Annotated in this window: 11 protein-coding genes; 7 read left to right on the top strand and 4 right to left on the bottom strand. The window is 38.6% G+C overall.

Annotated elements, in window-relative coordinates; genetic code table 11:
• Nucleotides 1-42: 42 nt before the first annotated feature.
• Nucleotides 43-768: a cytidylyltransferase domain-containing protein gene (locus tag FW757_RS19235; protein ID WP_076923520.1), complete on the bottom strand. Its 726-nt coding sequence runs from the start codon at nucleotides 766-768 to the stop codon at nucleotides 43-45.
• 186 nt (nucleotides 769-954) lie between these two features.
• Between FW757_RS19235 and pseI the strand changes: the two genes are divergently transcribed.
• The 5 genes from pseI to FW757_RS19210 are packed head-to-tail and all read left to right on the top strand — an operon-like array spanning nucleotide 955 to nucleotide 6433.
• Entirely contained in the window at nucleotides 955-2004 is a 1050-nt protein-coding gene (gene pseI, locus FW757_RS19230; RefSeq protein WP_182718191.1) for a pseudaminic acid synthase, read from the top strand.
• A complete protein-coding gene (locus FW757_RS19225) occupies nucleotides 2001-3089 on the top strand; it encodes an FkbM family methyltransferase (protein WP_182718190.1) in 1089 nt (362 codons plus the stop codon). Before pseI ends, FW757_RS19225 begins: the two co-directional genes overlap by 4 nt.
• On the top strand, nucleotides 3089-3331 hold the full coding sequence (locus FW757_RS19220) for an acyl carrier protein (RefSeq protein ID WP_076923517.1): 243 nt from the start codon (nucleotides 3089-3091) through the stop codon (nucleotides 3329-3331). Before FW757_RS19225 ends, FW757_RS19220 begins: the two co-directional genes overlap by 1 nt.
• A 2-nt stretch (nucleotides 3332-3333) precedes the next feature.
• The gene (locus FW757_RS19215; RefSeq protein ID WP_182718189.1) at nucleotides 3334-4917 is read left to right on the top strand and encodes a hypothetical protein; all 1584 of its coding nucleotides are present in this window, start codon (nucleotides 3334-3336) and stop codon (nucleotides 4915-4917) included.
• Entirely contained in the window at nucleotides 4907-6433 is a 1527-nt protein-coding gene (locus FW757_RS19210) for a class I adenylate-forming enzyme family protein (RefSeq protein WP_446441581.1), read from the top strand. Before FW757_RS19215 ends, FW757_RS19210 begins: the two co-directional genes overlap by 11 nt.
• Before the next feature lie 5 nt (nucleotides 6434-6438).
• On the opposite strand, the gene FW757_RS19205 is transcribed toward FW757_RS19210, so the two are convergent.
• The 3 genes from FW757_RS19205 to pseB are packed head-to-tail and all read right to left on the bottom strand — an operon-like array spanning nucleotide 6439 to nucleotide 9784.
• Complete coding sequence (locus FW757_RS19205; RefSeq protein WP_446441580.1) at nucleotides 6439-7575, bottom strand: Gfo/Idh/MocA family protein; 1137 nt, start codon at nucleotides 7573-7575, stop codon at nucleotides 6439-6441.
• A 56-nt stretch (nucleotides 7576-7631) separates the two neighbouring features.
• Complete coding sequence (pseC, locus tag FW757_RS19200; RefSeq protein WP_182718186.1) at nucleotides 7632-8786, bottom strand: UDP-4-amino-4,6-dideoxy-N-acetyl-beta-L-altrosamine transaminase; 1155 nt, start codon at nucleotides 8784-8786, stop codon at nucleotides 7632-7634.
• Nucleotides 8783-9784, bottom strand: a complete 1002-nt coding sequence (gene pseB, locus FW757_RS19195; RefSeq protein WP_149981506.1) for a UDP-N-acetylglucosamine 4,6-dehydratase (inverting) — start codon at nucleotides 9782-9784, stop codon at nucleotides 8783-8785. Before pseB ends, pseC begins: the two co-directional genes overlap by 4 nt.
• A gap of 210 nt (nucleotides 9785-9994) precedes the next feature.
• Here pseB and FW757_RS19190 point away from each other — a divergent pair, with 210 nt between their 5' ends.
• Nucleotides 9995-10780 carry a flagellin N-terminal helical domain-containing protein gene (locus FW757_RS19190; protein WP_446441579.1) on the top strand — a complete coding sequence of 262 codons (786 nt, stop codon included), beginning with the start codon at nucleotides 9995-9997 and terminating at the stop codon, nucleotides 10778-10780.
• Nucleotides 10781-10943: 163 nt separating this feature from the next.
• Nucleotides 10944-12380, top strand: coding sequence for a sigma-54 dependent transcriptional regulator (locus FW757_RS19185; RefSeq protein ID WP_149981502.1), 1437 nt, complete (start codon nucleotides 10944-10946; stop codon nucleotides 12378-12380).
• Nucleotides 12381-12771: the final 391 nt, after the last annotated feature.

Below are 12771 nucleotides of genomic sequence, written 5' to 3'. Positions count from 1 at the left end.
CATAAATATAATGTTCAATGACATACAATTATTATGCCTAACTTAAGTAGATTTTTGCTCTACATGTTTATTTATATCGGTGATGTGAGGGTTTTCCTTTAATGTTTTTATTAAATCATTATAGGAAAAATCTACTTTATTCAAAAAATGCTCATAAACAGCGGTAATTGCTTTGTAATCGTCTGGTTCATCAAGTGTTAGGCGAAAGTGGCTATAATCTTCATACGCACTGAATGTGTGAGTCGTTATAGTATTAAATTTTGCCATGCCTAACGTAACATGCTCACGATCGTCCGGTGATGTTGCTTTTAGATGGGTATTCTCTAGTAAATCAAATGAAAATGCGCAGCAGTCAAGTCCTCTAGGGTAACCACTATGAGGACCTAAATTAACCATGTCATAGGTTTGAGTCACTCTTTCATTAATCACTTTGTTACATAGCTCTTCATCAATCAGTGGACAATCACTCGTTAGCCTAACTATGGTTGTAGATGATTGAGCATTATAATGTTTAGCAGCCAGATAATAGCGGCTTAGTACGTCTTGTGTATCCCCTTGGTAGGTTTTAATATTCAGCTGTGTGCATAAATCCAAGATAGGCTGCTCAGTGCCATCATTAGTTGTTGCGACAATGATTTGATCGTGCCAGTTTGGTAAGCGTTCAAGCATAATTTGTAACACTGGTTTGCCACACAGCGGCAACATCACTTTGGCAGGCAATCTGGTTGATGTCATACGTGCTTGAATTATTATTAATACATCAGACATGGTCACTGGTAATCGTAATTATTATTGAGATAAATATAGCAAATCATTACACTCTTGCACATAACTTAAAAGTTAAAATCCTTTTGGATCAATATAGTTTATCAAATTGTAAGCTATTGTAGATAATTAGGTATGAAATTTGCTTTGATTTAATGATTTTTTGACAGTGCAATTTAAGGGGCGCAAATGGCGTTTAATTCTGAAATTACCATCGATGGTAGAAAAATTGGGCCAGGTCATCCTGTGTATATTATTGCCGAAATGTCAGCAAACCATGGTCAAAATTTAGAGCAGGCGAAAGCGTTAGTTAGAGCCGCAAAAGAGGCCGGAGCTGATGCGATAAAGTTACAAACTTACCGCGCAGATACTTTAACAATGGATTGTAAATTACCGCATTTTGAAGCAACAGGTCCATGGCAAGGACAATATTTATATGATTTATACGAAGGGGCATATATGCCATGGGATTTTCACGCCCCTTTAATTCAGCTGGCGAATGAAATCGGTATCACTATTTTTTCTTCACCATTTGATGATTCTGCAGTCGATTTATTGGAATCTTTTGATTCACCTGCATATAAAATAGCTTCGCCAGAGTTGATCGATCATGACCTCATTCGAAAAGTTGCTGCGACTGGAAAGCCGGTGATTATGTCAACAGGTGGAGCAACGCTTGCTGAGATTGACGAAGCTGTGAAAGTTGCTCACCAAGCAGGAGTAACAGATTTAGCTATATTGAAATGTACAAGTAGCTACCCAGCTCCCCCGCAAAGCATTAATTTAAAAACAATCCCTCATTTAGCAGATGTTTTTAAAGTACCAATAGGCTTATCGGATCACACATTAGGTAACCATATACCTGTCGCCTCTGTAGCTATGGGGGCGACAATTATAGAAAAGCATTTTGTGATGAGTAAAGAAGATGAAACGGCTGATAGCTTTTTTTCCATGACACCAGATGAACTTGAAGATTTAGTTCAAGGAGTTAGGCAAGTTGAGTTGGCTATTGGCAGTGTACATTTCCCTAGTGAGCCCAGTAAAGCAAGGCGTTGCCTATTTGCAGTGAGGGATATTGCTGCTGGTGAAGTTTTGAACAAAGAGAATGTGGTCAATCTAAGGCCTGGTGTAGGTGAGCTGATGCCAAAGGATTTAGGATTTATAACGGGCAGACTCGCAACGAAAGCGATTAAAAAAGGTATGCCTTTGACTTGGCATCACGTTGGAGCGATTAAATGAACTATCTAATTTACGGAGCGGGTCATTTTGGAGAATGTTTTTATAGAATTTTAGTAAAGCAAAAGCTACAAGTTAATGGGTGGATCGATCAACGTTTAGTTAGCCAGATGAAGTATAATTTACCTATTTTTGATGAGCATACAGCTGATCGTAATATGACAGTCATTGTTGCTGTAACGCCGTTAGTTAACTCTAATAGAGGGCAAATCAAAGAGCGCCTACAAGAGCTCGGTTATAATAATGTTCTTGGCTTTTTTGAGGCTGCACGAGAGTTCCCAGAAGTGTTTAAGGAATATGCACAGCTAGAGCATTTATGGATGCGCACAAGTCATCATGATATGTTGAATTTACCAAGTATTAAGTGGTTACGAGCGCGTTTGGGGGATGATAAAAGTAAAAATATATTAGATAAATTGTGTGCTTTTAGGGCATCCCTTTCTATTGATGACTACCCTGAACCGGATAGAAAAATTGAGTACTTCCCAGATGATATACCTTTCAATTTTCAATCACCAATTCGTTTTATCGATTGTGGTGCTTATACTGGGGATACAGTAGAGGCGTTTGTAGAACTTCATAAAAAAAATATTATAACACTTGAGCATATTTCCTCATTTGAACCCGATACAAATAATTATCAAACACTTACAAATACACAAAACAGGCTAAAGAAAAATAATCCTGAAATTTCTTTTCAAGCATTCCCTTCGGGGGTTTGGAAATGTGTTGATTTACTTAATTTTAATCAAGGGCAAACAAGCTCCAGCAATATTATACAAAGTGAAGTTATAAATGATTCTTCAGTATCTGTTGTTGATTTAGACTCAACTTGTCAAGCTATGGATATAAACTATATAAAAATGGACATAGAGGGGGCCGAATTAGCTGCTCTTGAAGGTGCCAAAAGTTTAATTCAAACCCAACAGCCTGTGCTAGCTATTTGTGTTTACCATAAACCGAAAGATTTATGGGAACTCCCTCAATTTATCGATCAATTGCAGCCTAATTACGATATGTATTTACGAGTACATGAACATTTAGGGTTAAGCACCGTTTTGTATTGTATTCCAAAAGGTTCTCATTAATGAAAAATCAACTTATTAACTTTTTATATCAGTTTTTTACAGACAGAGGTTGCGCTGTTGATATTGATAATATTTTAGAGCTTTCATTCAAGGATGATATAGCTTTGGATTCATTTGAGATTCTGACATTAGTAATGCAGATTGAATTGACTTTCGGTATAAAAATTGAACCTCAGGAATTGCTTGATCCAAAGACGAATTATGTGAGTGGATTTGTTGATATGGTTATGGCAAAGCAATAATTATGTTTGCAATTCGTATCACTAATAAGCAAGACAATGGCATTGGTCATTTAATGCGAATGAAACATTTGGCTTCTGCATTAAAACAGCATCAATTAGGTGTCCACATAATTCTTGATGATTTATGTCAGTTTAGCCAAACGCTGTATGCAGATTTTAAAGTGGCTGATGTTCATTGGCAAAATTATGAAGAGGACGCACTTTTAACAATTAATTATATGCATCAGAATAGTTTATCGCATTTAATAGTTGATAGTTATACTTTACCGCATGAATACGAGCAGTTGATAAAGAAATCCGGTTTTACCTTAACCGTTATTGATGATAACGAGCGACAACATACTTGCGATTTTTTGATTGATTATAAATGGGTAGGACCGAATACAAAGAGCCGTTATGAATCGCTAGTACCGACTGATTGCGTTCGTCTTTTAGGCCCGAATTATTGTATTTTAGATCCCACATATCGTACCGTTGAAAAGCACTCTTCGGAGTCAGATCTTCCCGTTCGAGTTTTATTTTCATTAGGTGGCGGTGGTGATCTTTTTATTCTAAAAAGAATCTTTGATGGATTACCAAGAGCCATTCAAGCAAATGTTCTTTTTGATATAGTGGTAGGTCCCTATGCAACGAATAAAGATACTATGTATGCTATTGGGCAAGAGTTTCCAAATATTAATATTTTAGAGAATGTAACTTGCCTGAAAGAGTATTATGAAAGAGCCTCACTTTTTGTGGGTGCATTAGGCACCTCTTTTTATGAATGTGCTGCGACTAAAACACCAGCGATTACTTTTTCTCTTGAGGATAACCAGACTAATGATATTGATATCTTGGAGTGGTTAGGTCACTACCTCCATATTAATGATGTTTCTATTGATGATTTTTTGCGATTAGGAGAGTTAATTGATATCGCTCTTAGTCAATTACCAAGATTACAATTGCTGGTAGCCAAAAGAAAAGTATCGGTTGATGGCGAGGGGGCACGGCGAATAGCTAAAGCTCTTGTCGGTGAGAAGATATCAACAAATTGTTTTGCTATTGCTGAGCAGCACTGCGAAGTAAAGACTGAATTAACAGATAATTTGGTTGTTTGCCAAGTTGATGATACCCATATAAATAGTTATTTATCGGCTAGAAACTTACCTAGCAATAGCGTGAGAATGACTGTGCAGAATGCTATTAAGCCATTGGAACATTATTTATGGTGGTTTAATCAATCACGTTTTAACTTTGTGATTACAGAGCGAGAAGGCAGTAGGCAATCTCAAAGTTTGTATATCTGGCATAATTTATATAAAGATAAGTATTTATATGGCGGCTGGTTTTCTTGTAATCAAGATCTTTCCTTGCCCATAGCTATGATCGCCTTACAATGGCAACTTGAGTTTTGTAAAGCGAGTCATCCCAATGCTATTTGGCTTGCGGTGATCCACAAAGACAACAAATTTGTAAATTTGCTAAATAGCTATATGGGATTTGTGGCAATACCAATACATTCAAAAGAATATAAAGTAACGCAACAGTTATTTCCTTTGGCCGATGAGCAGTTTAATTTTGTAATGTGGGACCCAAATGCACAATAAAAATATATACCAGCTTGTTCAATCACATACGGTTACTCAACCTGAGAAAATTGCGTGTATATATCAACAGACCCAAATTAACTACCAACAACTAATAAATAAGGTTGATTCTTTAGCTGCTGGCCTGACTCAGTTAGGAATTAAGCAAGGACATAAAGTTGCGTTATTTTGTCCAAATAACCTCGAGTTTACATATTGTTTATTAGCTGCGGCTAAGCTGGGTATTGCGCTTGCGCCATTACCACTAACTCTTAAAGGACAGGCTTTATCAAAAGCGTTACAAGTAGCTGATTGCGAGTATGCTATAGCATGGATAAGTGTGGCTGAACAACTTGTTAATAATGATGTTTTAGCTACCGACAATATAATTACGATAGGTGGCAATAGTGATAACTTGATTGATTTGGTCAATGTAATGTCTGCATCCACGGCGCAATATGATGAGTTTCCAGTAGAAAATATCAATTTACCTTATATTCTTACCATGACTTCAGGTTCTACTGGTCAACCTAAGCCAATAGTATTTACTCAAGCGACTAAAATTGTTCGCGCATTTTATGCGACGGCTCAGTATTACCAATTAGATAAAAGCGATGTTGTGTTGGTTTCAACACCTTTATATCATTCACTTGCACAGCGCTCTTTACTGATGCCACTAATGTTGGGCGCAAGTGTAGTTATTTTACCCAAGTTTTCAGTTAATGCTTGGCTTGATGCAATCAATACTCATAAAATTAGTTTTTTATTTGCTGTTTCAAGTCAACTAAAGGCCTTGATCCCAGAGTTAGCAAAAGCGCAGTTAACAAGCTTGAAGTGTGTTGTATCATCTTCTGCAACGCTTGAATGCGACGACAAAAAGTTACTGTTATTAGCCTTGAATTGCCGTTTTCATGAATGTTATGGGGCATCAGAAATGGGGGTGATCAGTGATTTTGATATAACCGAGCCGAATGTACCGATCAATAGTGTAGGTAAGCCTTTACCAAATCTGAAAATAAAAATATGTGATGCTGAACGTAATACTTTGTCTAATGGTAATATCGGTGAAATAGCTTGTCGCTCACCAACTGCGTTTGCACAATATTATAACTTACCAGAGCAAACTGCGCAGAGTTACGACAGTGATGGTTATTTTTTTACTGGTGACCTTGGTTATTTGGATGATGATAATTATCTTTATTATGTTGGTCGAACAAAAGAAGTTATTAAATCGGGCGGGATCAATGTTTACCCGAGCGATATTGAGTTGGTAACTAATTACTTACCTTGGATTGCTGAGTGTGCGGCTTTTGGAGTAAGTGATGATAAATTTGGAGAAGTCATTTTATTATCTTTTGTTTGTAATGATACTGCGCCAGTGAATGCAAAAATGCAGTTGCAAATGCATTTATTCAAAGAACTTACTGACTATCAGCAACCGCGAATTTTGTTTGAGATGAAAAGACTGCCAAAAACCGAAATGGGTAAAATCCATAAACCGAGTATCAAGCAGGCATATCTAGAGAGTTGTAATTAAGCGTATTACACGCTTTCCCAGCCAAGTGTTTGTGTCGAACGTTTGGCAGCAGCAAATAACTTTAAGCCATCTGCGGCGTGTTCTAAACCAAATACGTATGGTTGGTTATTTTTTTGCCCTAGTTGAAAACATTGTAAATCTTCAGCGATGTCGCTGTATAAGTTTGCAAATGCTTCTACAAAACCAGTGGGATGGCCTGGTTTCATGCGGTTATATCTAAATTGGTGGGCGTAGTCGCACTGACCCGCTCGGTCTAATATCTCTCGCCTACCATCATTAAAATTTAGTTCTAACTCATCGGGGTTGAGCTGTAACCATTTAGCACTTCCGGTATCTCCATACACTCTGATCTGTAAACCGTTACGATGACCAATAGCCGTTTTTGACATCCACATGCTGCCTTTGACGCCACTGGCATACTTTACTAGCATTTGTACGTCATCGACTAAATTAGCATATTGAGAGTGGTTACTAAATTCGGCTAATGTGTGAGTTGGTTCCTCACCCAATAAAAAGCTACTTAGGTGATGAAGGTGAACACCTAAATCTAAGCAAATGGTTGGTACTTCAGCATCTCGCAGACGCCACGCCTGCGGTTGTGATGTTTTTCCCGCGATATCGGGGGGGCGGCGAAAGCCTTCTTGCGGCATTTCTAAATGAATTTTTTGAATTGTTCCCAGCTTTCCTGAATTTATTAAATGCTTTAACTCACGTACCATTGCATAGCCACTGTAGTTAAAAGTAACAGCTAAAAATTGTTTCTTTGGATCATAATAAGGGCGAAGAATTGCAATTTCTCGTGGTCCACAAACCATCGCTTTTTCACAGATTACGGGTAATTTTTTTTCGAATAAATACTGTAAAACTTCTAAATGATGCGGTGTTGGAGTGAGCACTACAAAAGCATCAATGTGACCCTTTTCAGCTTCGACCATTTCTTTCCAATCTGCGTAAACACATTCTGCTGGGATCCCCCAATGAATACCTGTAGCTTGATTATTGTCTTGATTACGACAAAAGGCACCGGCAACAACTTGAAATTTATGATCCATGTGAGCTGCGCAAAAGTGTACATAGCCAACAGCTGACGTGTTACCCCCGCCAATAAAAGCAAGTTTGAAAGTCGGGTGAGTTTGTAACATAGTTGCCTCAAGGTTCATTAAATAATATGTTTATATCGTCAAAAAGGTTGAAAACTTTAATTTAAGATTTGCTGTAGAGTGTTCAGTATAAAATGCACTTCTTGCTCTTTCAACGATGGATGAAGAGGAAGGGTGATAGCACCTTGATAATATTTTTCAGCATTAGGGAAATCACCAGCCTTAAAGCCTAGAGCTTGATAGTATGGCTGTAAATGTATTGGAATATAATGAACGTGGCCAATGATCCCTACTGCTCGAAGCTGAGTTACAGCGTTTTTATGACGAGTTGCATCGCTATTATTAAGTTGAATTATGTACAAGTGATAAGCGGAATAACAGGTATCAATTTGTTGCAATGGACGAACCAAATTTAAATTAAGATGTGTATCATATATTTTAGCAAGGTGATGTCGCTGCTTAATAAATTCGTCAACTTTACTTAGTTGGCTAAGCCCTAACGCTGCGTGTAAATCAGTCATTCGATAATTAAAGCCAAGCTCGATTTGCTGATAGTACCAAGGCCCATGGCTTGCATCGGTCATTTCACTTTCATCTGATGTGATCCCATGGCTTCTTAATCTTTTTAAACGCTTTGCTAAATTATCATCATTTGTAACCGCCATACCGCCTTCAGCTGACGTGATGATTTTCACAGGATGAAAGCTGAATACGCAAATATCTGAAAACTCACAATTACCAACAGGCTTATCTAAATATTTAGCACCAATGGCGTGAGAGGCATCTTCGATAATTTTAAAATCATATTTAGTAGCGAGCTGATGAATGGCTTGCATATTACATGATTGACCCGCCAAGTGTACCGGTATTACAACTTTAGGTAAGCAGTTATTTTTTTCTGCTAGGATCAGCTTCTGCTCAAGTTCCTTAATCGACATGTTGCCGGTATCTAAGTCAATATCAACAAAGTCAATCTTAGCACCACAATAAAGTGCGCAATTACTTGATGCTACAAAAGAAATAGGAGATGTCCAGACTATATCGTTTTCTCCAACGCCTAATGCTAGGCATGCGATATGTAACGCCGATGTTGCACTATTTACTGCAATGCCATGCTTTACTTTACAGTAACTAGCAATGCCAGCTTCAAATGCGGGTACTTTAGGACCTTGCGTGAGCCAGTCAGATTGTAAGACATTGAGTACCGCATCAATATCTGCTTGGTCAATAGATTGCTTTCCATATGGGATCATAAAAGTGCCTGAATATTAAAAGCTGCTATTTCTTCTATCGTTAAGAAGTGGGGGTTACTTAAAGAACTATATTCAAATCCGATCTCAACTTTCCTACCGCACTCATTTAATGCATTTGTATCAAAATTATTGCTGCGACTACTAAATTTAATGCCAGGTGCAATCACAAAATGATCATCAAATTCGTAGGTATCAAAACACAAATCAGAAGGGCACATCACCTCATGTAATTTTTCGCCCGGGCGAATACCGATATTTTTTTGTGGCAGGTTTGGTGCCATTGCTGTTGCTAAATCAGTAATACGAATTGATGGGATCTTGGGAACAAAAATTTCTCCCCCTAACATCCTCTCAAAGTTAGTTAAAACGAAATCAACACCTTGCTGAAGGCTGATCCAAAAGCGGGTCATTTCTTCATGGGTGATAGGGATATGGTCGCGGCCTTGATCAATAAACTTTTGGAAAATAGGCACTACTGAACCGCGCGAGCAGACTACATTACCGTAGCGAACAACTGAAAATGTGGTGCGATTACCACCGGCAATATTATTAGCGGCAACAAACAATTTATCGGATGCTAATTTTGTCGCACCATATAAATTAATTGGGTTGGCTGCTTTATCAGTAGAAAGCGCAATGACTTTTTCAACATTATTGTCTAAGGCAGCATCAATGACATTTTCAGCACCATTAATGTTAGTTTTGATGCATTCCATCGGGTTATATTCTGCGGCAGGGACCTGTTTAAGAGCTGCAGCATGAATAACGTAATTTACTCCACGCATTGCACGGCGTAAGCGGTCTTTGTCGCGTACATCACCGATAAAGTAACGCATACATGGTTGATCAAAGTCTTGCTGCATTTCAAATTGTTTTAACTCATCACGAGAGAAAATAATTATTTTTTTTGGCTTGTATCGCTCAAGTAACGTTTTTACGTATTTTTTACCGAATGATCCGGTACCACCGGTAATTAAAATTGTTTTGTTATCGAACATAGTTTTACCCAAGTTATTTATCATTGGCGTAGTTATAGTAAAAAATTAAATACGCAAAAAGTGAAATTTAATACACTGCTCAGTACTTTACCTATTAACAGAGTAGGTTAGCAAGCACGATGCCAAGTTAATTTAATTAAACAATGGTACAAAGTGCAAAATTTGGCAAATTAAGCTATAATTTAACCAATCAGCGTGTCGGAGCCTGTTATGAAAATTCAATCACCAGCAACTAGTTTTTTAAACCAAACACAGCAAACCAGTAACAAGCTTGCAGAGCAACTTGCTACGGGTAAAAAAGTCAACTCTGCGGCAGATGATGCCGCGGCATTGCAAATTATAGATCGGTTAACCTCCCAGCAAGACGGTTACAGCCAAGCGGTGAATAATGCCTATGATGGTATTTCTTATTCGCAAGCGACCGAGTCAAACTTGTCGGGTGTCAACGATGCTGTCTCGCGTATTCGTGAATTATCTATTCAAGCAGGTAATGGCGCATTAAATGATAATGACCGTGCTGCTTTGCAAGAAGAAGTGGTGCAATTACAAAGTCAGATTACAGAGACGTTTGAAAATGCCAATTTTGCAGGTAAACCTTTGTTTGATGGTCAGTCGGTGTCGTTTCAAGTTGGTCCAGATGCGAATGCAAATCAAACGGTTACTCCTTCGGATGGTAGTTTTGCATCAGTAATATCAACAATTGATATTTCTACTCAAGCAGGTGCACAAGCTGCAATTGATATTAGTGACCAAGCGGCGGACGAAATTAACGCCCAGCGTGCTGAACTTGGTGCTTTTCAAAATACATTGGCTAGCACTATTAAAGGCCTGGGTACTCAGCAAGAAAGTATTGCCGCGAGCCAAAGTCGAATTCAAGATACCGATTATGCTCAGGCGGTTTCACAGCAGGTATCAAATGATATTTTAGCTCAAGCGTCAATAGCACTGCGTGGCCAAGCTAACCAATCGGCTGAATCTATTTTAGGGTTATTATAACGGCTATGATAAAACAGTAATTCTTAAGTATTACTTGCAATTAGCTTAGTGTCTGTTTTTTGGCATCTATGTCAAAAAACTGCCGCTTTGTGCTTGCATCCCTGTCAAACTCGCTTACAATTTAAATTATTAATAGCTTGTAGTAACTGTGGTTCGCTAAATAATGATCTTGATTTTAGACAATAATAATAATCGTGCGATTGGTTTACATGCTGCGCTTACCTTTATTGGTGAGGCAGTGCAACTGCTTGACGATGCAAGCCTTGAACAAGAATGTGAAAAATACCAAAAGCAATCATGTATGGTGATCCTCGGTGCATTGCAAAGCTTAGATCATGAAAGCGTGATCAAGCGCCATCCAACAATACCATTTCTATTAATTGGTGAAACCCTTAAACCACTGTTGAGCATTGCCAATGTAGTTGGCCTTATCTGTGAACCTTTTAACCATGATGTAACGACTCAATTACTGCATGATTGCCAACAGTATCAACGGATGTTACCAAATGAGCATAAACACGCAAAACCGCACAAAACCTTTGATGGCTTAGTTGGTGAAACTGAAGCGGTTAAAGATGTACGCTTTTTAATTGAACAAGTTGCTAAAACGGACGCTAATGTATTAATTTTAGGCGAATCAGGTACTGGTAAAGAAGTGGTTGCTCGTAATGTTCATTTACTATCAAAACGTAATACAGGGCCATTTGTACCCGTTAACTGTGGGGCGATACCTGCGGAGCTGTTAGAAAGTGAGTTATTTGGTCATGAAAAAGGCGCGTTCACTGGTGCTATTTCAGCGCGTAAAGGCCGCTTTGAACTTGCCCAAGGTGGGACGCTTTTTTTAGATGAAATTGGCGATATGCCGCTACAAATGCAAGTAAAGTTATTACGAGTGTTACAAGAGCGCAGCTATGAGCGGGTTGGTGGTACAAAACCAATTCAAGCCGATGTGCGGGTGATTGCTGCAACACACCGTGATCTTGAACAAATGATAGAGCAAGGAAGTTTCCGCGAAGATCTATATTATCGACTCAATGTTTTTCCTATCGAAAACCCATCTCTTGCAGAACGTGCTGATGATATTCCATTATTATTAAAAGAGTTAATGCGCCGTATTAATGAGCAAAGTGGTACTACCGCTAAGTTTACTGAGCGGGCAATTGATAGTTTAAAAGAGCACACATGGCCGGGGAATATTCGCGAGTTAGCGAACTTAGTTGAGCGTATGGTGATCATGTTGCCAGATAAAGTGGTTGATATTCCCGATCTACCAGCAAAATATCGTTATATTGAAGTTGATGCTTATGAACCACAATATCCCGAAGAGCTTATGGAGCGTGATGCTTTCAATGATATTTTCAGTACTGGTTTTAGTGATTACGACGATGAGCCAGAAGTTGAAGCAATTCAGCCATCAGCAGACCTTTTACCCGACGAAGGGATTGAGCTAAAAGATTATTTAGCTGAGCTGGAAATTAGCCTGATCACTCAGGCCTTAGAGCGTTATGATTATGTCGTAGCGCGTGCTGCGGAGATCTTGGGTGTACGCCGCACAACCTTAGTTGAAAAAATGAAAAAATATAACCTATCACGAGATTAACAGCTAAGAGCAGGTTTTAGGTGTCAGGTAGCAGGTTTTAGGCAGAAATTAACCAAGCACGATGGAGATTACACCTGTAGAATGGGTTTCGTCATTACTCGTAGGCGTTAAGCTTGCTGACGCGCACACCGTCTTTAATTCGGGGGGGGGCTGTAGTGAATAAATCACTAAAAACTTTTTGCACAAAGAGAAAACAATGAGGGTAAATGAGAAGAAAAAATGCCACGGGCTTCGAGCAATGAGCTTCGAATACCCTAAAATCTGATACTTTTTTTTACCTCATAAGCGCAGCGCACTCTTAACCTCTTTGTGAATACATTTTAATTGCGCGGGATAAACCCGCGCCTACAAGATTAATTGCGCAAAGAGAAGATTTTCTAGCACCTAGCAC

This window comes from Pseudoalteromonas sp. 1181_04 (assembly GCF_052850545.1).
The sequence above is the reverse complement of the archived record's forward strand: the minus strand, read 5'-3'. Positions and strand labels throughout refer to the sequence as shown.